This is a genomic window from Lysinibacillus sp. G01H (assembly GCF_028872195.1).
Classification (GTDB): domain Bacteria; phylum Bacillota; class Bacilli; order Bacillales_A; family Planococcaceae; genus Lysinibacillus; species Lysinibacillus capsici.
In genome coordinates this window covers 603,565-626,017 of sequence record NZ_CP118397.1, presented here as the reverse complement: position 1 = coordinate 626,017, position 22,453 = coordinate 603,565, and the positions used below count along the sequence as shown (strand labels likewise).

The following is a 22,453-nucleotide window of genomic DNA, read 5'->3' as shown; positions in this document are numbered from 1 at the left end:
AGATTGCCCGAGAAAGGAGGGAACTATCCGATTTTTGTACAAACTATTTTTGTTTTTCTTTTAATAACTGTTCAATATATGCTGCCTCTGCTTTACAGTCGTAGCTATAGTTTGTGCCTAGCTCTTTTTGCAATGCCTCGATTGTTTCGACTTGCTGTGCTGTTGGTTCTTCATTTAAAATTTTGGCAATAACCTCATCGATTTTTTGTGCCATTTCTTCATGAAACTGTGCGCTCATCAATGTATCAGAAGGGATTTTTTCGATCCACGCGGCATTCTCCTGAAAATAAGTCTGCCAGTTTGCAATGAAGTCTTCCATGGAAAAGCGCTCTTCATCCCAACCAATACTTGCTAAGTATGTTTCAAAAGATGTTGAAATCGAACGAGTAATGCTAATTTTAATACCTGAAGACAATTCCTTATACATCTTAATAATCCTCCTACGTTTGTAAAACCTAAAAATTACATCTATTTCAATTCACAATCGCTTATTTACCATCGCAATTTAAGAACCTACTAATCAATTTTTGACTTGACTTTATCTATTTTATATCTTTTGGTCTACAAATGCAAATTAAGCTTGTTTAGGCTGTTCAGGCCCAATGGCAAATAGAATATCGGCTTCACATACAAGTTCTCCATCTACCGTTGCTACACCATGACCTTTACCCATTGCGCCACGAAGTTTTACAAATTCTACTTCCAATTTAAGTTGGTCGCCAGGTACGACTTGACGCTTGAAACGACAATTATCAACACCCGTTAAAAATGCTAAACGACCCTTAAATTCTTCAGCATTTAATAAAGCCACTCCACCTACTTGAGCTAAAGCTTCCACAATTAACACACCCGGCATAACTGGATAACCTGGGAAGTGCCCATTAAAAAAATCTTCGTTGATTGAAACGTTTTTTAATCCTACTGCACGCTTCCCTTCTTCTAATTCAATGATGCGATCTACGAATAAAAAAGGATAGCGGTGTGGTAAAATTGCTTGTATTTGTTCTGCAGATAACATGTCATTTCCCCCTCAAAAATTAAGTATGTATACACAAAGTAAGGTAAAGAATAATGTTATTCTTTACCATTCATAATATCAAATATATGCTGCCATGTTTCTCGTTTAAAAATATCCATAGCATTGCCTTCTCCAATAACGCTAAAGCCAAACATTGCGCCTAATGCTGCGGCAACAACGACTAAAATGAGAACAATTACAATGCGTAACCAAATCGGAATCAGTCGGATTTGCACCCATCGAACCTCGCGTTGCTCTCCAGTCGAGCGGCGTTCTTTCTTTTCTGGTTGCGGTTGCGTATCGGTTTCTTGTGTCGGCACAGAACGTCGACGTGAATCGTTTGTCATAGATTGTACTCCTCTTCATTCCTTACTATGCGCTTTTGGATAACTTGCTATCGAATGCCATTAATTAGTCCAAGCATTTGATCTGCTAATGTCACCGCTCTTGCGTTGAATTGATAAGAACGTTGTGTTTGAATGAGTTCTGTCATTTCTTTCGAGAGGTTAACATTGGACATTTCTAGTGTACCACTTTGCATGCCAATTTGCTGACGGTTGGCTCCCACAAGCTCTGTCAAAACTTCCGCCTGCGTATAGCCAAGTTCAGCTAAATTATTAGGTAATCCCATATAAGAACCGGCAACATGCTCCATTAATTGCGGCTTTTGGAATTCTGTTACAGCTAAATTCGTACGAATTATATCTCCATTTTGATAAGCTGCTTCTAATACGCCACCATCTCGAACAGCAAACTTTTGAACCGTGTCGGGTAATGTAATAGCTTGTCCTGCAGCATTAGCTACTGGATAACCCTCTGCTGTTACAAGCATAACTGTTCCATTATTCAATGGAGATAAATAAAAGTCACCTTGTCGAGTATACACTGTTTCAGTTCCATTTTCACCATCTGGCATCAAAATATTGAAATATTGTTTCGCTTTTGTGAAAGCTAAGTCTAAATCACGATTAGTTGTTTGTAATGAACCTTGCTTTTCATTGGATTTAATTTGGCCGACCATTGCACCAGATCCATAGCGAATACCAACAGGTGTTTGTCGTTCTGCGCGATCCTGCTTATCATTATTAAATTGCTGATAAAGTAATTCATTAAAGGATGCTTCCTTTGTTTTATAGCCCGTTGTATTACTGTTAGCAATGTTATTACTAATTGTATCCAGTTTGTTTTGTAATTGCCCCATTGTGTTTGTAGCTGTAATCATTGTACGTAGCATTGATAAAAGCCTCCTGTTCGCCCATTAAATTTTTCCGATTTCATTTACAGCCTTCTCCATGCTACGATCATAAGCTTGTAATACTTTTTGGTTTGCTTCAAATGCACGGTAGGCAGTCATTAAATCTGTCATTGTGCGACTAGAATCTACGTTTGACCCTTCTAAAAAGTTTTGACGTAGTGTAAAGGAAACACCATTCGCTCCATAAGCTGTTGGCAAGTTCTCACCATTTTCTGTACGAATAAGGCCATTATCTTGTTTTTGTAGCATGTTCGGGTTAGCAGCAAATGATACACCAACACGAGCTACTTGTTGATTATTTACAAAGATAGCGCCACTTTCATCTAATCGGAAATCATCATTTGGTAGCTGGATACGTTGCCCAGCATCATTTAGTACATATAATCCTTGACCGTTAACTAAATAGCCTTGCCCATCTAATGTGAAATTACCATTACGTGTGTAAGCCTCACCACCAGCAGGATGTTCTAGTCGGAAGAAAATTGAACCCGTAACACCATCTTCATTTTGTGGTAAGTTTCCATTAATCAATGCCATATCTGTTGTAAAATCAGTGTTATAGATTTGGCCTTGTATGTAATTTGGTAATGTTTCTTGTAAATATGTCCCTGTATTTAAAGCTCCTACTTGACTCATATATTCAGCGCCGGCTTGTTGGTGAGCAGGAGCATTTGTTTTTCCAATGCTAGACATTAGCATATCTGGGAATGAGCGAATCGTAGATTGATCTGCCTTAAATCCTGGTGTATTCGCATTTGATAAATTATTGGTAAGTAATTCTGTTCTTCTTTGTTGCGTGATCATACCTGTTGCAACTGTATAAAATCCTTTAAACAAAGAAATCACCTCATTTTAATTTTATAAGGATGCTGGCACACGATCAATATTTTCAAGCATGATACCTGTACCAATGGCTACACAATCCATAGGTCTCTCTGCAATGAAAACAGGTACCTTTAGCTCTTCTATTAATAGCTGGTCCATTCCATGTAATAATGCACCACCACCAGTTATAATCACTCCACGATCAATGATATCGGCTGATAGTTCAGGTGGTGTTTTTTCTAAGACATTTTTAGCTGACTGGACAATCATGGCTACTGATTCATGTAGTGCACGTTCAATTTCTTCAGACTCAATTGTAATTGTACGTGGTAAACCCGTTACCATATCACGGCCACGAATATCCATTGTATCATTGCGACTACCTTTGAAAACTGTACCAATTGTCATTTTGATTGCCTCTGCAGTACGTTCCCCAATTAGCAATTTATATTCTTTTTTAATATATTGCAAAATATCGTTATCAAACACATCGCCTGCTACTTTAATGGATTCACTTGTTACGATATCACCCATTGATAGAACTGCGATATCTGTTGTTCCGCCCCCGATATCGACTACCATATTTCCACTTGGTTGGAAGATATCCATTCCAGCACCTATTGCTGCTACTTTTGGCTCTTCCTCTAAATATACTTTTTTACCACCGGATTTTTCAGCAGCTTCACGAATTGCCTTTTGTTCAACACTTGTAATATTCGTTGGACAACAAATTAATATGCGTGGTTTCGCCAAAAATCCTTTTACGTTTAATTTATTGATGAAATGTCTTAACATCGCCTCTGTCACATCAAAATCTGCAATGACTCCGTCTCTTAGTGGACGAATAGCTGTGATATTACCTGGCGTTCTCCCTACCATTTGGCGGGCTTCTTCCCCTACCGCTAATACTTTATTTGTCTTTTTATCGATCGCCACAACAGATGGTTCATTGAGGACAATCCCTTTCCCTTTAACGTGGATTAATACGTTCGCAGTCCCTAAGTCAATGCCAATATCTTTCGAAAACATTTTATAATTTCTCCTTCCCGCCAGTTCCAACTACATAACGTTCATTTTATCTCTTTATCTAGAATATTTTATCATATTCTATTGGTAATTTCACCTAAATTTAGTGAATAAGACTGTTTTCTTTTTACGCAGTGAACGGCTATAATATAGAATTACTATTCCTTAGAAAATCATCACTTATGTTTGTCCAACACAACAAAAAAGAACGAATCATTCTTGACTCGCTCTTTCTTTCCACTTGTTTTTCGTTGCTTCTCCTCCGCGAATATGACGTACGGCCTTATGGTAGGCGAGTATTTCTTTCACTTGGTCAGCTAATCCTTCATGAATTGTTGGTAATCGCTCTGTTAAATCCTTGTGCACCGTACTTTTTGAATAACCAGTCATTTTCGCGAGGACACGCACAGTCTCACGCGTCTCAATCAGTAATTCACCGAGGCGTATGCAGCGCTTCCGAATGTGCTCATGCACGTTCTTCGTCCTTTCCACACAATTTCACAAAATGCTTTGGCAATCAGATGCACATTTGCGCATTTCTTCACCTTATGTGAGGACAAAGCTATTCAGAACACGTTTTGCATTTTCTTGATAAAATGCTGACTTTTTATGCGTTACTAGCTTTTCTCATTAAAAAGCTAGTAATTTTTTCGGATTGATATATTTTCCGTTTTCAAGAATTTCGAAATGCATGTGGACGCCAGCCGCTTGATTCCACTCGTTGTCAGTCGCTTTTCCTAATGCTTGACCTTGTGTAACCTCATCGCCTTCTTTAACAGCGATATCCTTCACAGAGCTATAATGTGTCTGCATGCCATTTGGATGTTCGATCACGATCTTATTGCCTGTAAATGCGTCTAGTTTTACCTCTAGTACTTTACCACTCATTGCAGCTAGTACTTCAAATTCTTCACCATTCATAGCAATAGAGATTCCAGAAGATGTAGTAAATGTTTGATTAAATACCATTAGTGCATTTTCACGAGACTCTTCATTTGCCTCTAACTCGTAAAATTCTTGTAAGACTTGTACTTTACTAAAATTCTCTTCTTTGAATGGATACATCATGTTTTCTGTACGTGCATTCGTTTCCACTACAGGACCTGGATCTACTTCAGCTAAATCTGGTAAAGGAGCCTCTTCTACTTTTGATACGAGACTATTGTAACCAAATAACAATCCTGCTAGAACAAGTGCACCACCTGTGTAAACTACTGGCCAAAACCACGGTTTCTTTTGTAATTGGCCATTTTCCTTTTGATTTGGATCTTGGTTTTGAGAAGCTTTGTTATTTTTATCCTCTCTCATTTTCATCACCTCTAGTTGCAGTGTGAACAACTAGAAGTTATTTTAAACATGCATCTATTTTTTTTATTTCAATATCTTGATAATAATAGTGTAAAATTTCGGCAGCAGATTTCCCTTCATTTGCCATTGCCTCAGCTCCATATTGACTCATGCCCACTCCATGCCCATAACCTTGAGTTTTCACTTGAACCTTTCTTTTATTGGCATTAAAGATGATTGTGAAATCAGTTGATGGAATACCAAGGAGCGTTCTTACCTCTCTCCCTGTCCAGACGTTATTCCCTAGCTGTAAACGTTCTACTCGCCCAGAATCATTATAAAATAACTGAATACGATTAAAATCACTAGGTTGCCATTGTATAGGCCAGAGCTTATTCCATTGAGCTAAAGTCCATTCTTGTTCAGCCTCAAACTTAGGAGATGCTTGATCAGATATACTTGCAACACTTTGCAAATATGGTATATCATTTCCACCATATCCATAAGCGCTTTCTGTTTTACCATTGCTTGTTGAATGAAACATAGCTGTAATCAATTCATTATTATAAAGAATAACTTGTCCTTCTGTTTCATTGATAGCTTCGACAATTTTCTTTTCATTTCCCAGGAAATTGCTAGCCCAATTCGCCTTTCTTTGTTCTTCATCATAGAAGACTTGCTTTGCCACAGTTGGGGCGATCGCAATTTTACCGTAATTTGTCGTTTTCAAAGCATATGTGCGTGCTGCAATAGCTTGTGCCTTCAGTGCCTCTTTTTTAAAAGAAACGGGCATTTCTGCAGCAACTACCCCTGTAATATACGTTTCCAAAGGGATTTTTTCTTCTTGCCCCTCCACTTCTATAAATATTTCACAAGCATTCTTATCACTAGCTTGAGGTATGATAGCCTCTTGTCTTTCACTAAACCCTACTAAAGGAAGCATATATAATGCTCCAATCAAGCAAATGACACCTATACTAATCATCCATTTTTTCATAAGGAATAATATGCTAGATTTCTTGTAGTTATGAGAAAACAAAAACCCTCTGCTTAAAAAAGCAAAGGGTTTTAAAATCTATTTAGTTTGTAGGCAATTCAACTGTTACATCTTCAATTGTCACTACTTCTTCTGTAATACGTTCAATATTAGCACCAAGAGATGCTAACTTTCCATGGAAATCAACATAACCACGATCTAAATGATGAAGTTTTGTGACACGTGTCATTCCTTCAGATACAAGACCCGCTAAAATTAATGCAGCCGCAGCTCGTAAATCCGTTGCCATTACCTCAGCTCCCTGAAGATCCACAGGCCCCTCGATAAACACAGAACGTCCCTCTATTTTAGCACCAGCATTCATGCGACGGAACTCCTCAACATGCATAAAACGGTTTTCGAATACCGTTTCTGTAATAATACTCGTACCTTCAGCAGTAAGCATTAACGCCATCATTTGTGATTGCATATCTGTTGGGAAACCAGGATGTGGCATTGTTTTGATATCAACTGCTTTTAGTGTTTGAGGAACTCGTACACGGATACCTTCATCCAACTCAGTAATTTCTACGCCCATCTCACGCATTTTAGCTATTAAAGCAGTCATATGCTCAGGAACTGCGTTTTCAATCACCACATCTCCTCTAGTAATAGCTGCTGCTACCATAAATGTACCAGCTTCAATACGGTCAGGAATAATATGATGCTCTACTCCATATAATGTATCGACTCCTTCGATACGAATCGTATTTGTCCCCGCACCGATTACACGGCCACCCATACTATTAATAAAGTTTGCAAGATCCACGATTTCAGGCTCTTTCGCTGCATTTTCAATTACAGTTGTCCCTTCAGCTAAAGATGCAGCTGTCATAATATTTTCAGTCGCCCCAACACTTGGGAAATCCAAATACACATTAGCCCCTTTTAAGCGACCCTCTGTCTTCGCCTCAACATAGCCATGGCCAAATGAAATTTTTGCACCCATTGCTTCAAAGCCTTTTAAGTGTAATTCAATCGGACGTGATCCAATTGCACAGCCTCCAGGAAGTGCTACACGAGCATAGCCATTACGAGCAAGTAGAGATCCCATTACTAAAATAGATGCACGCATTTTACTAACAAATTCAAATTGTGCTTCACTTGAAAGTTCTTTTGTTGCATCTATATATACGGCATTATCTTCAGGTATATATGTAACTGCTGCGTTTAAACTTTTAAGTACTTCATTTATTGTAAAGACGTCTGCTAAATTAGGGACTTCTTTAATTACATTTTCTCCTTTTGAAGCAAGTAAAGCTGCTGCAAGTATTGGTAACACTGCATTTTTTGCGCCCTCTACACGTACTTTTCCCTGTAGTTTTTGGCCGCCAGTCACTATTATTTTATCCACCCTATGTCCCTCCGAATTCAATCTATTAACCTACCAAATTTTTATTTTAATAAAGAAGTATAATGTCATAATCAGTAAACAAACAACTCTATAGTACAACTTTTCTAACGCTCGTTCAAGCGTCCAAATCACTATTTTAAGCTATTATTAGATTTTTTGCTATTTATTTATTGTACGCTGCTAAATTTTTTTTGTGAATGACCAATAACCCGTTCGCTTCTAATACATACCCAAAGATATATGAATAAAAAACAACTTTTCATTTTTTTCTATAAAAAATGAAGTGGCGGGCACCTATTATCGTACATTTATCAATGGGTATCTTGGTAGCTAATAGCGTGAAATTCATAAGAATTTAATGCATTAGCGTCTTTTTACATAGTTCAAAGGGCCACACAAATGGTATTATAAAGTCCTTTGAAGCATGTAGACCTATAAATTTATGAAAGAAAGAAACAAATTCTTTAAAATAAATAAGGGAGTTTGCCTGACCAGCTAGATATTTGAAGAAAGAAATTTGATACTGCTGAGCCTATCGCAATACTAAGTAAAATATAAATGAGCTGAATTTGAAAAACTCGATTCTTTTTAAATAGTTTTTCGATCATAAAAGCTTGTAAGGCGTAAAAAGTAATAGCAATAAAAAACAGGTGAGATAAAATACCCAATAAAGCTTCTTGGCCAATCGCTTCATATATTTCCATGTAGCATCCTCCATTTCTCTATATTTATTCACCTTAAAAAACGGGCAGATGCGATATCTGCCCGTTAAAAATGAATTAGATATTACCCTCATGAACGTTGATACGATTCAACGCACGTTTTAATGCTAGGTCAGCACGTTTGAAATCAATGTTGTCTTGTTTACTTTGAAGACGTCCTTCAGCACGTTTAACGGCTTCTTTAGCACGTTGAACATCGATGCTTTCAGCAATTTCAGCAGACGGCGCTAAAATTGAGATTTTTTCTGGACGAACTTCAATGAAACCACCGCTTACAGCAACAATATCAGTCGAACCGTTTTCTTTTTTAAGCTTCACTGCACCAATTGCAAGTGGAGCAACCATTGGAATATGGCCTGCAAGAACACCGATTTCTCCTGAAGTTGTTTTAGCGATTACCATTGATACTTCAGAATCGTATACTGGGCCGTCGGGAGTGACAATATTGACTAGAACTGTCTTCATATTTTTTCCTCCTCGTCCCTAGTATTAAACCTCTACGCCCATGCTTTTCGCTTTTTCAACTACTTCATCAATTGAACCAACTAGACGGAAAGCATCTTCTGGTAGATGATCCCATTTGCCATCAAGGATTTCCTTGAATGAACGAACAGTTTCTTTTACAGGTACATAAGAACCTTTTTGACCAGTGAATTGTTCCGCTACGTGGAAGTTTTGTGATAAGAAGAATTGAATACGACGAGCACGTTCTACTGTTTGTTTATCTTCATCAGATAACTCATCCATACCTAAGATTGCAATGATATCTTGTAATTCACGGTAACGTTGGATTGTACGTTGTACACCAGTAGCAATTGCGTAGTGCTCAGCGCCTACGATTTCAGGTGATAATGCACGAGAAGTCGAAGCTAATGGGTCAACCGCAGGGTAGATACCCATTTCAGATAATTTACGCTCAAGGTTAGTTGTTGCATCTAAGTGGGCGAAAGTTGTAGCCGGAGCCGGGTCAGTATAGTCATCGGCTGGTACATAAATCGCTTGAATAGAAGTTACAGATCCTTTGTTCGTAGATGTGATACGCTCTTGTAGTTTACCCATTTCAGTTGCAAGTGTTGGTTGGTAACCTACCGCAGAAGGCATACGACCTAATAGGGCAGAAACCTCAGAACCTGCTTGTGTGAAACGGAAGATATTGTCGATGAATAAAAGTACGTCTTGGCCTTGCTCATCACGGAAGTATTCCGCCATTGTAAGACCAGTTAAAGCTACACGCATACGTGCACCAGGTGGCTCGTTCATTTGACCGAATACCATCGCTGTTTGCTTGATAACGCCTGAATCGCTCATTTCGAAGAATAAGTCGTTCCCTTCACGAGTACGCTCACCTACACCAGCGAATACAGAGATACCAGAGTGCTCTTGTGCGATATTGTTGATTAATTCTTGGATTAATACAGTTTTACCTACACCGGCACCACCGAATAGACCGATTTTACCACCTTTGATATATGGTGCAAGTAAGTCTACTACTTTGATACCTGTTTCAAGAATTTCAACTGTAGTTGAAAGATTCTCGAAAGTTGGTGCTTCACGGTGAATTGAATCACGACGTGCGTCTGCTGGAATCTCTTCACCTAAGTCAATTACTTCTCCAAGTACGTTGAATACACGACCTAGTGTAACTTCACCAACTGGTACTGAGATAGCTTTTCCTAAGTCTGTTACTTCTGCTCCACGTTGTAAGCCATCAGTAGATGACATCGCAATTGTACGAACAGAATCATCACCTAAATGAAGCGCAACTTCTAATGCAAGAATTGTTGGTTCTTCATTAGGACGTTCAATCTTAACAGTTAAAGCGTTATAGATTGCTGGTAATTGGCCATTGTCGAATTTAACGTCAACAACTGGACCCATTACTTGAATAACATGTCCTTTATTCATTACTGTGTACCCTCCTATCGTATTCTTATACGACATTGGGAAGCTGCTTGCCTATTCTAAGGCTGCAGCTCCACCAACGATTTCTGTAATTTCTTGTGTAATCGCCGCTTGACGTGCACGGTTATATTGCAAAGAAAGGTCTGAAATAAGATCAGTTGCATTATCTGTTGCATTTTTCATAGCCGTCATACGAGAAGCATGTTCACTTGCTTTTCCATCTAATAATGCGCCATAAACTAAGCTTTCCGCATATTGTGGAAGTAAAACTTCTAGAATTGCTTCACCAGATGGCTCGAATTCATAAGAAGCAGTACCGCTTGCAGGGGCAATATCTGTTAATGGAAGAAGTTTTTTCTCTGTCACTTCGCTAGCAATAGCGCTGACAAAGTGATTATAGTACATATAAAGTTCGTCATACGTACCATCAATGAACATACCAACAGCATTACGAGCGATTTCTTTTATATCAGCAAATGTCGGTTGGTCAGGTAGACCGACAACATTACTGATGACATTATGATCACGTTTCACAAAGTAGTCACGAACAACACGACCTACTGCTAAAATAACGTATTCGTCTTTTGATTTATGACGCTCGTTAATTGTACGTTGTACTTGACGTAGGATACTTGAGTTGTAAGCACCTGCAAGACCACGGTCAGAACCAATGACTAAGTAAGCCGTTTTCTTAACAGGACGAGCAGTTAACATTGGATGTCCGCTGTCTTTTGTGCCTGAAGCGATCGCGCCTACTACGTCCTGAATTTTTTCCATGTAAGGAACGTAAGCTTTAGCATTTTGCTCTGCACGACGTAACTTAGAAGAAGAAACCATCTGCATTGCTTTTGTAATTTGCTTCGTACTCTTTGTTGAAGTAATACGACCTTTAATTTCGCGTAAGTTTACCACTGGTATTTCACCACCTTCTGTTTTTTAATCAAGTGACTAGCTAGAACTTATTCTGATTTAGCGAAAGTTTTTTTGAATGCATTGATTGCTGCTTCATAATCCGCATCAGGAGCAAGCTCTTTAGTAGTACGAACATGATCTAAAACGTTTGTGTGGTTTGAATCTAACCAGCTTAAGAATTCTGATTCGAAGCGAACGATATCTTGTACTGGAATATCATCTAAATGACCTTTAGTTAATGCGTAAAGGATCGCAACTTGTTTTTCAACTTTTAGTGGTTTGTTAAGGTCTTGTTTAAGAACTTCAACCGTACGTTTACCACGCTCAAGTTTAGCAAGTGTTACTTTATCTAAATCTGAACCAAATTGAGCAAATGATTCAAGCTCACGGAATGCAGCTAAGTCAAGACGTAGTGTACCCGCAACTTTTTTCATCGCTTTAATTTGAGCAGATCCACCTACACGTGATACAGAAAGACCGGCGTTAATCGCTGGACGTACACCTGAGTTGAATAAGTCAGATTGTAAGAAGATTTGTCCATCAGTGATTGAGATTACGTTAGTTGGGATGTATGCAGAGATATCCCCAGCTTGTGTCTCAACGAATGGAAGAGCTGTAATTGAACCATTTTGATATGTTTCATTTAACTTCGCAGCACGTTCAAGTAAGCGGCTGTGTAAGTAGAAAACGTCACCAGGATATGCTTCACGACCTGGAGGACGGCGAAGAAGAAGTGAAAGTTCACGGTAAGCTGATGCTTGTTTAGAAAGATCATCATACACGATTAATACGTGTTTACCTTGTAACATGAATTCTTCAGCCATAGATACACCAGCAAATGGTGCTAAGAATAATAATGGAGCTGGTTGAGAAGCAGAAGCTGTCACAACGATTGTGTAATCTAAAGCGCCATGTTTACGAAGAGTTTCTACAACACCACGTACAGTAGATTCTTTTTGACCGATTGCTACGTAGATACAAATCATGTTTTGGTCATTTTGGTTAAGAATTGTATCGATAGCTACAGATGTTTTACCAGTTTGACGGTCACCGATGATTAACTCACGTTGACCACGACCGATTGGTACTAATGCGTCAATCGCTTTAATACCAGTTTGTAGTGGTTCGTGTACTGATTTACGAGCCATTACACCGAAAGCAGGACTTTCGATTGGACGAGATTTTGTAGTGTTGATAGGACCTTGTCCATCCACTGGTTGTCCAAGTGGGTTTACAACACGACCAATTAGTTCTTCACCAACTGGTACTTCCATGATACGACCTGTACGACGAACTTCATCGCCTTCTTTGATGTCAGTGTATGGACCTAAGATTACGATACCAACGTTACCTTCTTCTAGGTTTTGAGCCATACCCATAACACCATTAGAGAACTCTAGTAGTTCTCCAGCCATGGCGTTGTCGAGGCCATGAGCAAGAGCAATACCGTCACCAATACGGATAACTGTACCAACTTCGCTTACTTTAAGTTCAGATTCATAATTCTCAATCTGTTGTTTAATCAGACTGCTGATTTCTTCAGCCTTGATGCCCATGTATGTCACCTCTCACATTTCTAAATTATTAACCGATTAATTCACGTTTTAGACGCTCTAGTTTGTTTGCTACTGAGCTATCATAAATATGGTTACCGATTTGAACACGAATACCACCAAGTAAAGATGGATCAACTTCGTTTGTAATATTTAATGATTGTTTTCCAACAAGTTTCGCGAACGCTGCTGAAATATTAGCGCTTTCTTCTGCAGAAAGTGCACGTGTTGAAAATACTGTTGCATCTGCAGTGCCTTGTGCTTGCGCAGCAAGTTCAGCATATGCCTTAGCAATTTGTGTCATCTCGTTTACACGTTTTTTCTCAACTAGAAGTTGAACAGTGTGTAAAACTTCTGGTGTTGCACCATTAAAGATGTCAGCTACCATTTGTTTTTTTCGTTCGACGGAGAACTTAGGTGCATTTAAAAGCGTTAAAAAATCAGGAGATTCTTTTACTACTTTTGTTAGTTCACTTAAGTCTGCTCCTACTTCAGTAAGAATATTTTTTTGTTGCGCCAATTCAAAAAGCGCTTGAGCGTAACGTTTTGCTACAGTTGAATTACTCATCGAGCTTCCCCTGCCTTCGCAATCGTCTCTTCAATTAGAGCACGGTTGTCTGCCTCAGAAATCTCTTTGCTAAGGACTTTAGATGCTGCAAGTACAGATAATGAAACGACTTCATCACGTACAGCTGCAATAGCTTTTTCTTTTTCAGACTCGATTTCACGTAAAGCCGATTCTTTTAAGCGGTTTGCTTCATTACGAGCTACAGTAAGAATTTCTTCTTTTTGTAATTCGCCTTGCTTCTTAGCGCCCTCAACAATCGATTGTGCTTCTGTACGAGCTTCCTTAAGAAGGCTCTTTTGTTCTTCTAAAAATTGGTGCGATTCTTTGCGCGCTTTTTCAGCTGCTTCGATTTCACTCGCTACTAATTCTTCACGTTGTTGCATAATGCCCATAAGTGGACCCCAAGCGAATTTCTTTAGTAGTAACATTAATACGATGAAAATAACTAATGTTGCGATGATATCTCCACTATTTAACGAAGCACCGCCTGCACCTAGTACAAGATTATCTAAAAACACGATTGTTTCACTCCCTTCAAGAGCTTTAACTTCAACATAATATAGTGACTAAAAAACTACCTATTTTAAAAAGCTATATTTACACATAGCTTTTATCCGTTCCAAAATGAAGGGCGAAGTTTCATCTGGAGAATCCTGCTTCGCCACTAGTAAAATTCAGTGTTCAACTGAATTATTTGTTCATTACGATGAATGCTACTACTACTGCGATGATCGGTAGGGCCTCAACTAATGCAACCCCGATGAACATTGTAGTTTGAAGAACGCCACGAGCTTCTGGTTGGCGAGCGATACCTTCTACTGTTTTTGATACGATAAGACCGTTACCAATACCTGCACCAAGTGCACCTAAACCGATTGCGATTGCTGCTGCTAATAAACCTAATGAACCTGTCATTTGAAAATTTCCTCCTTGGAATTGTTTGTTTTTGTTGTTCAAGCATAGGGTATATGCTTTATATTAATGGTCATCGCTCACTTTATGAGCCATGTAAACCATTGTTAACATTGTAAAGATAAAGGCTTGGATAAAGCCGATGAAAATTGAGAAACCTTGCCATGCCATCATAGGAACGATTGCCCCGATGAATCCCACAGCACCTGATGATGCTAAACCTGCAAGTAAGCCAAGTAAAATCTCACCCGCGTAAATGTTACCGTAAAGACGTAAACCTAATGTTAATGTGTTTGCAAATTCTTCTACTAATTTAAGTGGGAACATGAATGACATTGGTTTGAAGAATGTACCTACATAATGACCTGTACCCTTCATTTTTACACCATAGAAATGCGTTAAGACTAATATCATTGCTGCTAACGTCATCGTTACTGTAGGGTCAGCTGTTGGTGATTTCCACCATAGCTCATGCCCATAGACAATTGAGAAAGGAAGACCTAGTAAGTTAGATACTGCGATAAACATAATTAGTGTGATACCTAGAACGTGGAATCGACCACCAGTTTTCCAATCCATGTTGCTTTTAATGATATTCTTAACGAAATCCATAATCCATTCCATAAAGTTTTGCATACCAGTAGGTTTTAACTTTAGGCTTCTAGTTGAAATAAAGGCAATTAAAAATACGATAATTGCTGCAACTAGTAACATCATAACTGTTGATAAGTTAAATGTTAAAAAACCGACTTCTAGTAACGGAGCTTCATGATTCATTGTTATTTTTCACCTCTCTTTCTAATTTAAAGCACATTAGCGGTTCCTTACATGTGACACAATTCTCTCGACAAAGAGAAAAACGTACGGAATCATTAGCCCTATAACCGTGCTAATTAAGTGAAAATAGTTTGGCAACGAAATGGCTATTGCGACTGCCGCAACACCTGATCCAAAGCGAAGCGCTGTACCAAGTGAGCCTATTTTCTTCCCTTCACTAATGGATCTGTCAAACTTCTCCATACGCCGAACTAGAATCCAAAAATTATACGTACCAAAGAATGCACCGACTGCGATGCCCGCAAAAACAGTTTGATAGGGGGTAAATCCCCAGCCTAATGCGCAGAGTGCAAGCAAAAAAAATAACGCCCTCTTCTGCACAGCAAAAATGTGATGCAAATCTAGCATTGGTTGTAATCTCCTGAATCGTTTTTTCGAGTAATGAAAACGTTTGCTGACCACTATGTGAAATCAGAAAAGAGCAGTGAAAAGCACTACTCACAGCGGAATAGTAATGGGAGAGTCATTTCAATTACAGGTGTAAATGCCCAAAAAAATAACTTACACCCCTTACCGACTCGGTAAAAACCGAAACGCACAAAACGTTGCAAATCGACAGTTTTATTTTGAACTGTCAATTTAGTAGAAAGTTGATATAACAAGTGTTTCAACGTCCTATTTATAAACAGAAACCCTTATCATTCTTACCCTTTGTAAGCATACAATAGGTGATATTTGAAGTCAATTGGTAAAGGAGAAAAACTTCACAGCCTCTATACTCTTGTCAAATTGTTGACAAATTTGTGTATGAAATTTCATAGTTTCAAAATTTCAAAACCTGCTCACGCATAAAAAAAGCTAATTTACGACAAGATTATGCTCGTAAATTAGCTTACCCATTTCAACAGGTACATTAGACTTATTTTTATTATAAAATATAGTATTTTATTTAGTTTTTTGTAAAAATCCTAGCAACGCTTCAACAATACGCTTAGATGCATGTCCATCACCATATGGATTTGATGCTTTAGCCATTGCTTCGTAGGCATTATTATCTGTTAGTAATTCCTTTGCTAGGGCATAAATTGTTTCCTCTTCTGTGCCTGCAAGCTTTAATGTTCCTGCTGCAATTCCTTCTGGACGTTCTGTTGTATCTCTAAGTACAAGTACTGGCTTCCCTAATGAAGGGGCCTCTTCTTGCACACCACCTGAATCCGTTAAGATCATATATGAATTTGCTGCAAAGTTATGGAAATCAAATACTTCAAGAGGCTCAATTAAATGCACTCGTTTATTTTTCCCTAAAATTTCATTCGCAATTTCTCTTACAGCCGGATTCATATGAACTGGATAAACAACTTGAACATCTTCATGTTCTGCTAGTATTCTGGTAATCGCTTTAAACATATGGCGCATTGGCTCACCAAGATTTTCGCGACGATGTGCCGTTAATAAAATCATACGATCTTCGCCTATTTTATCTAATACCGGATGTGTGTAGTGTTCACTGACCGTTGTTGCTAATGCGTCTATTGCTGTATTTCCTGTAACAAAAATTGTTTCTGGATTTTTATTCTCATCTAATAGATTCTTTTTAGATACTTCTGTTGGCGCAAAATGTAAATCAGCCATCACGCCTGTTAGTTGACGATTCATTTCCTCTGGATATGGTGAATATTTGTTCCATGTTCGAAGTCCCGCTTCTACATGCCCTATAGCAATTTGGTTATAGAACGCAGCAAGACTCGCAATGAAAGTCGTCGCTGTATCACCATGTACTAAAACGATATCTGGTTGTGCTTCTTTCATTACTTTATCTAAACCCTGTAAGGCGTTTGTCGTTACATCAATTAATGTTTGGCGATCCTTCATAATATTTAAGTCATAGTTTGGTGTAATACTAAATGTCTCTAATACTTGATCGAGCATTTGGCGATGCTGTGCTGTTACCGTTACAATAGATTCTATTTGCTTAGGATACTTTTGTAACTCCAAAACAAGAGGAGCCATTTTAATTGCTTCTGGTCTTGTACCAAAAATCGTCATTACTTTCCATTTCTTTATCAAAACGATCTGCACCGTCCTTTTTGTTATTGTATGTAAGGTCAATCTACCCGATGATGAGGGGTTACTTACCTACACATACTATGAAACGCCCTTCAATTTGAAGGACGCTTTCACAAGTTATTAGTTTCCTAAATGAGGAAATATCATGTATTAATTTTTATTTTGTACCGAATAGGCGGTCTCCCGCATCACCTAAGCCAGGTACAATATAGCCATGGTCATTTAATTTTTCATCAAGTGCAGCAATGTAAATATCTACATCCGAATGTTCTTCTTGAATAGCTTTTACACCCTCTGGAGCAGCGATTAAGCACATGAATTTAATGTTTTTAGCTCCACGCTTTTTCAATGAATGAATTGCCTCCACTGCAGAACCACCAGTTGCAAGCATTGGATCTACAATGATGAAATCACGTTCTTCAACATCTGCAGGAAGTTTTGCATAATATTCAACTGGTTTTAATGTTTCTGGATCACGATAAAGACCAATATGACCAACTTTTGCAGCTGGGATAAGCTTTAATACGCCATCCACCATGCCGATACCTGCACGTAGAATCGGTACGATTGCAAGTTTTTTACCAGAAAGTACTTTTGTTTTTGCAATTGTTACAGGTGTTTCAATTTCAATTTCCTCTACTGGCATATCACGTGTAATTTCAAATGCCATTAGTGTTGCCACTTCGTCTACTAGCTCACGAAATTCTTTTGTTCCTGTATTCTTGTCGCGAATATAAGTTAATTTGTGTTGGATTAGTGGATGATCAAATACATAGACTTTGCTCAAAGGGATTCTCTCCTCACCGTTCGGATTCATTTTTATCTCAACTAGTATAACAGAAAAAAGGAGTCGCCTCAAAAATAAATTTAGGACAACTCCATTTATCATCTATTCTTTTATCAAAACTAAATTATTGATCAAGGATTATATCTAATTGTTCAATTGGCATTGGCTTAAAATAGAAATAACCTTGTCCTACAGTGCAACCTAGCGCACGTAGAATTTCAACCTGTTCCTCTGTCTCTATGCCCTCTGCCACTGAAATCATTCCTAAATTTAATGCTAACTGAATGATAGAGCGAACAATAGCAAGTGTTGCAGGATCTTCAATAGCATTAATAAAGCTACGATCAATCTTTAATTCAGCAAATGGCAGTTGTTGCAAATAGCTTAATGAAGAAAAGCCTGTTCCAAAATCATCTACGGATGTTTTAAAGCCATAGCTCTTTAGCTCTTGAATGATCTTATAGGCTGATTGAAAATCTACTAAACCAATATTTTCTGTCACTTCTAAGATAATGTAGCTAGGGTCAATTTTATATTTCTGTACAAGTTTCAGCGTGTCCTGAACAAAGTGTGTGTAGTAAAAATGATCGGGTGAAATATTGACTGCTATTTTCACTAATTTCTTTCCTAGGCGTTGTCGTTCTGAAAGCCATGAGAGTACCGTCTCTAAAATAAGCACATCAATTTCTCGAACCTTACCAGCACTCTCTGCTACTGGAATAAAGACTGCTGGTGAAACAAAACCCAATTTTGGAGAAATCCACCTTGCAAGTGCTTCAATACTTTGAATTTCTCCATTGCGTAAATCTACTTTAGGCTGTAAATGGACTGTAATTTCTTTATTTTTGATGGCTTCTGATAAATGATTCAAGACCGTCATCTTCTGTACAAGCACATCATTTTTCTCTGTTGTAAATATTTCTGTATGTGTGCCTGGTCGATCAATTGCAAAGGATAACGCATTATCTGCAAAACGGATCGCATCATTAATATTTATGTCATCATTATAGGAAGCAATTCCCGTTTTTAATGTAATATAGATTTGCTTTCCTCCTATAATAAAAGGCTGGCGAATCGTTTCTTTTATTCTCATCTCATAATCATGCAAATTTTCATGAAGTGACATTGTAGTCATAATCAAACTAGAGCTTGTAAATCTAGCAACATACTCATTATTTTCCGATTTGTCTTGCTCAAGACGTTTGGCAAGTTGTCTTAATAGTTCATCACCAATTTCACGGCCATACAGTTCAACTACTTGATGAAATTCACTAGGTTTTAATATTTTTATAAAGCCGCTTTGACCCTGTTGAACTTCTCTTTCAATCGTATTAACAAAGCTGTGACGATTAGGTAAACCTGTTGTAATGTCTGTATAGGCTAAATCCCAAATTTTTTTCTGCGTCCTTGCATACGAATAAGCCAATGCAACAAGAGCACCTATTTTTCGAAACATATTTTTAAACATTTGGTCACTTTGTGTTTTTTGGCTAAAGATCGAAAAAACACCTATTACTTGCCGCTGTTGATTTCGTATAGGTATAAACCATCCATGCGGCTTTTTCGCTAGCGAAGCATATTGCTTATGTTCTTCAGGAATATTCACTTCATCTAAGTTCTCTATGAAAGTAGATGTTTCTGATTGCATGACCTTATTAAAGAAATCATTGTTTGCACAACATCTTGGTACGCTCTCTGTTTGATTATCTCCTATGAAAACTTGTAATTGGTTTACTTCTGTTTTTATAAGCACCATACTCGCAATATTTGGCATAAAAAATTCATCGAGACCATGACAAATAATCTTCATCTTTTGTTCGAAAGTAAACTCCTTCTCAATTGCCCTGTACATATCATTTTCTAAACGCATTAAGAAGTCTTCCGTATGATAATATGTAACATCCTTCACAAATACTAAAACAAATTGCGTTATATTTGCATCATTGCAAAATGGTAATGCTTGTATTTCTGCCCAGAAGGGAGGTTTATTGATGCCGTTATGATATAGCTTCGCCTGCACCATTATTCCGTTATGTATTTTTTCTTTAATCATTCCAATGGTTGTCTTTTTTTCGTCCATAGATAGCCATGAAAAATAATCAGTATTGAGAACTTGTGAACGTGCAGCATTAGTAAGCATACAAAAAGAATCATTACACTCCAATATGCAATGATGCTTTGTCGCATCAAAAATAACGTAGCTTTCTTTAGAATTATTCCCTAATTTGCGAATGCTGTTTAATAATACATCATAATCTGTGTTTAACGATTTAGTGACCATCCAACCCCTCCTTTTCTATCACTTCATCTCATTTCCATTGTACATAAAATTTAATTAAATTTTCACTTTTATTAAAAAAAACTTCTTTTCTAGGACACTATCTGTCCTCTGCCTACTATAATATATCCCTTTATACCGTTTTTATGTAAATTTATTCAAAAATAAGAGGATTATTCTACTTTATTAGAAAAAAGATGTTTTTTACAGTTTAATCTTTCATTTCCAAAATAAAAAGCTGTATTTAAAGTAAATTTTGTACTTTAAACACAGCTATTATTCTATTGATTATACATATAATGGATGCTTATCAGTTAATGCCTTCACACGATCTTTTGCATCTGCTTTAACTGCCTCATCTTCAGGGTTTTTAAGAACAGCTGCTATAATTGCTCCTACTTCTTTCATATCTTCCTCTTTAAAGCCACGAGAAGTGACAGCTGGAGTACCAATACGAATTCCAGAAGTGACAAATGGAGATTCAGTATCGTAAGGGATTGTATTTTTATTTGTTGTAATACCCACTTCATCTAGTGCGTGCTCTGCTACTTTACCTGTTAAGCCAAGAGATTTAACATTTAGCAATAATAAATGGTTATCTGTACCACCAGAAACAATTTCAACACCCTCAGCAATTAATACTTCTGCTAATGCCTTTGCATTGGCTTTAATTTGTTTTGCATAGTCTTTAAATTCTGGTTGTAAAGCTTCTCCAAATGCTACAGCTTTTGCAGCGATAACATGCATTAATGGGCCACCTTGAATTCCTGGGAATACAGATTTATTTAATTTTTGCTCCCATTCTTTTGAAGCAAGAATTAATCCACCACGTGGTCCACGTAATGTTTTATGTGTAGTTGATGTAACAAAATCAGCATATGGCACTGGTGATTGATGTTCGCCAGCAGCAACAAGTCCAGCAATGTGTGCCATATCCACCATGAAATAGGCACCCACTTCATCTGCAATTTCACGGAATTTAGAGAAGTCAATTTCACGTGGATAAGCAGATGCACCTGCAACAATAAGTTTCGGTTTATGCTCTAAAGCCTTTTGTCGTACATCTTCATAATCAATCACTTGTGTATCTTGAGTTACTCCATACTCTACAAAATTATATAGAATTCCAGAGAAGTTTACTGGAGAACCATGTGTTAAGTGACCACCATGTGAAAGGTTCATACCAAGAACTGTGTCACCTGGTTCTAGAATCGTATGGTAAACAGCCATGTTTGCCTGTGCACCTGAGTGAGGTTGTACATTTGCATATTCTGCTCCGAAGAGTTCTTTTACACGATCACGTGCAATATCTTCTACTACGTCTACATGCTCACAGCCACCATAATAGCGTTTACCAGGATAACCTTCAGCGTATTTATTTGTCAGTATAGATCCTTGCGCTTCCATCACTGCTTCGGATACAAAGTTTTCTGATGCAATCAATTCAATATTTGCTTGCTGACGTGTTTTTTCTGCAAGAATTCCATCTAATACTGCTTTGTCTTGTACTGCTAATTTTTCATATGCCATGTTTGAAAAAGCCTCCTAAAGTATCGTTATTCATCTTTACCACTAAATAGGGTGGTAATTATTTATATACTGCACGTTCTCCGCCAATTAGCTTAGGACGTGTTGTTGCAATCGTCACAACAGCTTCTCCTACCATTTTTACTGATGTTCGAACAGGTACAGCTACTGCTTTCAAATGCATACCGATTAATGTTTGTCCAATATCAATACCTGCATGTGCCTGTATTGTTTCAACAATCACTGGGTTATCAAATTGCGTATAGGCATATGCTGACATTGAGCCGCCTGCCGTGCGTACTGGGACAACTGCTACTGGATCATAGCCAAATTTTTCAGCTGTTGATGCTTCCATAGTAATGGCGCGATTTATATGCTCACAACCTTGGAATGCTAAAAGCAATTGATGCTTTGCTGCAAATTCTTGTAACGGCTCAAAAATAGCTTCTGCTATCTCCAACGCTCCCGCTGTGCCAATTTTCTGACCAATCACTTCAGATGTAGAGCACCCTACTACAAAAATTGTATGGGGTCGTAACGTTACCTGCTCTTCAAATTCACTGAGTAACTGAGTCAAATGTGTTCGTATTTGTTTTACAACCATTAAGCTCAGCTCCTTCATCTATATCCATTAAAATCACGCCATC

At 37.9% G+C, this 22,453-nt stretch carries 25 protein-coding genes; all 25 read right to left on the bottom strand.

Annotated elements, in window-relative coordinates:
- Nucleotides 1–43: 43 nt before the first annotated feature.
- The 25 genes from PSR12_RS03090 to PSR12_RS02970 all read right to left on the bottom strand — a co-directional run bounded on the left by PSR12_RS03090 (nucleotide 44) and on the right by PSR12_RS02970 (nucleotide 22,410).
- Nucleotides 44–427 (bottom strand): hypothetical protein, encoded by a 384-nt coding sequence (locus tag PSR12_RS03090; protein ID WP_221679381.1) that lies wholly within the window; start codon nucleotides 425–427, stop codon nucleotides 44–46.
- Nucleotides 428–574: 147 nt separating this feature from the next.
- Nucleotides 575–1,018 carry a 3-hydroxyacyl-ACP dehydratase FabZ gene (gene fabZ / locus PSR12_RS03085; RefSeq protein WP_009371926.1) on the bottom strand — a complete coding sequence of 148 codons (444 nt, stop codon included), beginning with the start codon at nucleotides 1,016–1,018 and terminating at the stop codon, nucleotides 575–577.
- Between the two features lie 56 nt (nucleotides 1,019–1,074).
- Complete coding sequence (locus PSR12_RS03080; protein WP_004269489.1) at nucleotides 1,075–1,365, bottom strand: DNA-directed RNA polymerase subunit beta; 291 nt, start codon at nucleotides 1,363–1,365, stop codon at nucleotides 1,075–1,077.
- Between the two features lie 47 nt (nucleotides 1,366–1,412).
- Nucleotides 1,413–2,252: a flagellar hook-basal body protein gene (locus tag PSR12_RS03075; protein WP_274771547.1), complete on the bottom strand. Its 840-nt coding sequence runs from the start codon at nucleotides 2,250–2,252 to the stop codon at nucleotides 1,413–1,415.
- Between the two features lie 24 nt (nucleotides 2,253–2,276).
- Nucleotides 2,277–3,110, bottom strand: coding sequence for a flagellar hook-basal body protein (locus tag PSR12_RS03070; protein ID WP_221679375.1), 834 nt, complete (start codon nucleotides 3,108–3,110; stop codon nucleotides 2,277–2,279).
- Nucleotides 3,111–3,131: 21 nt separating this feature from the next.
- Nucleotides 3,132–4,127, bottom strand: coding sequence for a rod shape-determining protein (gene mreB / locus PSR12_RS03065; RefSeq protein ID WP_004269486.1), 996 nt, complete (start codon nucleotides 4,125–4,127; stop codon nucleotides 3,132–3,134).
- Between the two features lie 210 nt (nucleotides 4,128–4,337).
- Nucleotides 4,338–4,598, bottom strand: coding sequence for a sporulation transcriptional regulator SpoIIID (locus PSR12_RS03060; RefSeq protein ID WP_004269485.1), 261 nt, complete (start codon nucleotides 4,596–4,598; stop codon nucleotides 4,338–4,340).
- 156 nt (nucleotides 4,599–4,754) lie between these two features.
- On the bottom strand, nucleotides 4,755–5,432 hold the full coding sequence (locus tag PSR12_RS03055) for a M23 family metallopeptidase (RefSeq protein WP_004269484.1): 678 nt from the start codon (nucleotides 5,430–5,432) through the stop codon (nucleotides 4,755–4,757).
- Between the two features lie 37 nt (nucleotides 5,433–5,469).
- Nucleotides 5,470–6,408 carry a stage II sporulation protein D gene (spoIID, locus tag PSR12_RS03050; RefSeq protein ID WP_446720647.1) on the bottom strand — a complete coding sequence of 313 codons (939 nt, stop codon included), beginning with the start codon at nucleotides 6,406–6,408 and terminating at the stop codon, nucleotides 5,470–5,472.
- A gap of 82 nt (nucleotides 6,409–6,490) precedes the next feature.
- Nucleotides 6,491–7,801: a UDP-N-acetylglucosamine 1-carboxyvinyltransferase gene (murA, locus tag PSR12_RS03045; RefSeq protein WP_036076091.1), complete on the bottom strand. Its 1,311-nt coding sequence runs from the start codon at nucleotides 7,799–7,801 to the stop codon at nucleotides 6,491–6,493.
- Nucleotides 7,802–8,265: 464 nt separating this feature from the next.
- A complete protein-coding gene (locus tag PSR12_RS03040; protein ID WP_004269481.1) occupies nucleotides 8,266–8,505 on the bottom strand; it encodes a DUF1146 family protein in 240 nt (79 codons plus the stop codon).
- Nucleotides 8,506–8,580: 75 nt separating this feature from the next.
- On the bottom strand, nucleotides 8,581–8,988 hold the full coding sequence (locus PSR12_RS03035; protein ID WP_004269480.1) for a F0F1 ATP synthase subunit epsilon: 408 nt from the start codon (nucleotides 8,986–8,988) through the stop codon (nucleotides 8,581–8,583).
- A 24-nt stretch (nucleotides 8,989–9,012) separates the two neighbouring features.
- Nucleotides 9,013–10,428: a F0F1 ATP synthase subunit beta gene (gene atpD, locus PSR12_RS03030; protein ID WP_004269479.1), complete on the bottom strand. Its 1,416-nt coding sequence runs from the start codon at nucleotides 10,426–10,428 to the stop codon at nucleotides 9,013–9,015.
- A 51-nt stretch (nucleotides 10,429–10,479) separates the two neighbouring features.
- A complete protein-coding gene (atpG, locus tag PSR12_RS03025) occupies nucleotides 10,480–11,337 on the bottom strand; it encodes an ATP synthase F1 subunit gamma (RefSeq protein WP_004269478.1) in 858 nt (285 codons plus the stop codon).
- Nucleotides 11,338–11,384: 47 nt separating this feature from the next.
- A complete protein-coding gene (gene atpA / locus PSR12_RS03020) occupies nucleotides 11,385–12,893 on the bottom strand; it encodes a F0F1 ATP synthase subunit alpha (RefSeq protein ID WP_004269477.1) in 1,509 nt (502 codons plus the stop codon).
- A gap of 28 nt (nucleotides 12,894–12,921) precedes the next feature.
- A complete protein-coding gene (locus PSR12_RS03015) occupies nucleotides 12,922–13,458 on the bottom strand; it encodes a F0F1 ATP synthase subunit delta (RefSeq protein ID WP_036076089.1) in 537 nt (178 codons plus the stop codon).
- The gene (gene atpF / locus PSR12_RS03010) at nucleotides 13,455–13,976 is read right to left on the bottom strand and encodes a F0F1 ATP synthase subunit B (RefSeq protein WP_016992759.1); all 522 of its coding nucleotides are present in this window, start codon (nucleotides 13,974–13,976) and stop codon (nucleotides 13,455–13,457) included. Before atpF ends, PSR12_RS03015 begins: the two co-directional genes overlap by 4 nt.
- A 172-nt stretch (nucleotides 13,977–14,148) precedes the next feature.
- Nucleotides 14,149–14,373, bottom strand: coding sequence for a F0F1 ATP synthase subunit C (atpE, locus tag PSR12_RS03005; RefSeq protein ID WP_004269474.1), 225 nt, complete (start codon nucleotides 14,371–14,373; stop codon nucleotides 14,149–14,151).
- Between the two features lie 63 nt (nucleotides 14,374–14,436).
- Nucleotides 14,437–15,147 carry a F0F1 ATP synthase subunit A gene (atpB, locus tag PSR12_RS03000; RefSeq protein ID WP_016992758.1) on the bottom strand — a complete coding sequence of 237 codons (711 nt, stop codon included), beginning with the start codon at nucleotides 15,145–15,147 and terminating at the stop codon, nucleotides 14,437–14,439.
- 36 nt (nucleotides 15,148–15,183) lie between these two features.
- Nucleotides 15,184–15,555 (bottom strand): ATP synthase subunit I, encoded by a 372-nt coding sequence (locus PSR12_RS02995; protein ID WP_004269472.1) that lies wholly within the window; start codon nucleotides 15,553–15,555, stop codon nucleotides 15,184–15,186.
- 537 nt (nucleotides 15,556–16,092) lie between these two features.
- Complete coding sequence (gene wecB / locus PSR12_RS02990) at nucleotides 16,093–17,214, bottom strand: non-hydrolyzing UDP-N-acetylglucosamine 2-epimerase (protein ID WP_274771530.1); 1,122 nt, start codon at nucleotides 17,212–17,214, stop codon at nucleotides 16,093–16,095.
- A gap of 157 nt (nucleotides 17,215–17,371) precedes the next feature.
- Nucleotides 17,372–18,001, bottom strand: coding sequence for a uracil phosphoribosyltransferase (gene upp / locus PSR12_RS02985; protein WP_004269470.1), 630 nt, complete (start codon nucleotides 17,999–18,001; stop codon nucleotides 17,372–17,374).
- 124 nt (nucleotides 18,002–18,125) lie between these two features.
- Nucleotides 18,126–20,282, bottom strand: coding sequence for an EAL domain-containing protein (locus PSR12_RS02980; RefSeq protein WP_274771523.1), 2,157 nt, complete (start codon nucleotides 20,280–20,282; stop codon nucleotides 18,126–18,128).
- 285 nt (nucleotides 20,283–20,567) lie between these two features.
- A complete protein-coding gene (gene glyA, locus PSR12_RS02975; RefSeq protein ID WP_274771521.1) occupies nucleotides 20,568–21,809 on the bottom strand; it encodes a serine hydroxymethyltransferase in 1,242 nt (413 codons plus the stop codon).
- Nucleotides 21,810–21,867: 58 nt separating this feature from the next.
- A complete protein-coding gene (locus tag PSR12_RS02970; RefSeq protein ID WP_016992753.1) occupies nucleotides 21,868–22,410 on the bottom strand; it encodes a TIGR01440 family protein in 543 nt (180 codons plus the stop codon).
- Between the last annotated feature and the right edge of the window lie 43 nt (nucleotides 22,411–22,453).

Excerpts from the sequence above, each read along its gene's own strand:
- PSR12_RS03035 (WP_004269480.1), bottom strand. The coding sequence starts at position 8,988 with ATGAAGACAGTTCTAGTCAATATTGTCACTCCCGACGGCCCAGTATAC.
- PSR12_RS03040 (WP_004269481.1), bottom strand. The coding sequence starts at position 8,505 with ATGGAAATATATGAAGCGATTGGCCAAGAAGCTTTATTGGGTATTTTA.
- PSR12_RS03090 (WP_221679381.1), bottom strand. The coding sequence starts at position 427 with ATGTATAAGGAATTGTCTTCAGGTATTAAAATTAGCATTACTCGTTCG.
- PSR12_RS02995 (WP_004269472.1), bottom strand. The coding sequence starts at position 15,555 with ATGCTAGATTTGCATCACATTTTTGCTGTGCAGAAGAGGGCGTTATTT.
- PSR12_RS03075 (WP_274771547.1), bottom strand. The coding sequence starts at position 2,252 with ATGCTACGTACAATGATTACAGCTACAAACACAATGGGGCAATTACAA.
- atpA (WP_004269477.1), bottom strand. The coding sequence starts at position 12,893 with ATGGGCATCAAGGCTGAAGAAATCAGCAGTCTGATTAAACAACAGATT.
- atpD (WP_004269479.1), bottom strand. The coding sequence starts at position 10,428 with ATGAATAAAGGACATGTTATTCAAGTAATGGGTCCAGTTGTTGACGTT.
- PSR12_RS02970 (WP_016992753.1), bottom strand. The coding sequence starts at position 22,410 with ATGGTTGTAAAACAAATACGAACACATTTGACTCAGTTACTCAGTGAA.
- PSR12_RS03015 (WP_036076089.1), bottom strand. The coding sequence starts at position 13,458 with ATGAGTAATTCAACTGTAGCAAAACGTTACGCTCAAGCGCTTTTTGAA.
- mreB (WP_004269486.1), bottom strand. The coding sequence starts at position 4,127 with ATGTTTTCGAAAGATATTGGCATTGACTTAGGGACTGCGAACGTATTA.
- glyA (WP_274771521.1), bottom strand. The coding sequence starts at position 21,809 with ATGGCATATGAAAAATTAGCAGTACAAGACAAAGCAGTATTAGATGGA.
- PSR12_RS03080 (WP_004269489.1), bottom strand. The coding sequence starts at position 1,365 with ATGACAAACGATTCACGTCGACGTTCTGTGCCGACACAAGAAACCGAT.
- atpE (WP_004269474.1), bottom strand. The coding sequence starts at position 14,373 with ATGACAGGTTCATTAGGTTTATTAGCAGCAGCAATCGCAATCGGTTTA.
- PSR12_RS02980 (WP_274771523.1), bottom strand. The coding sequence starts at position 20,282 with ATGGTCACTAAATCGTTAAACACAGATTATGATGTATTATTAAACAGC.
- fabZ (WP_009371926.1), bottom strand. The coding sequence starts at position 1,018 with ATGTTATCTGCAGAACAAATACAAGCAATTTTACCACACCGCTATCCT.
- atpB (WP_016992758.1), bottom strand. The coding sequence starts at position 15,147 with ATGAATCATGAAGCTCCGTTACTAGAAGTCGGTTTTTTAACATTTAAC.
- spoIID (WP_446720647.1), bottom strand. The coding sequence starts at position 6,408 with ATGAAAAAATGGATGATTAGTATAGGTGTCATTTGCTTGATTGGAGCA.
- PSR12_RS03055 (WP_004269484.1), bottom strand. The coding sequence starts at position 5,432 with ATGAGAGAGGATAAAAATAACAAAGCTTCTCAAAACCAAGATCCAAAT.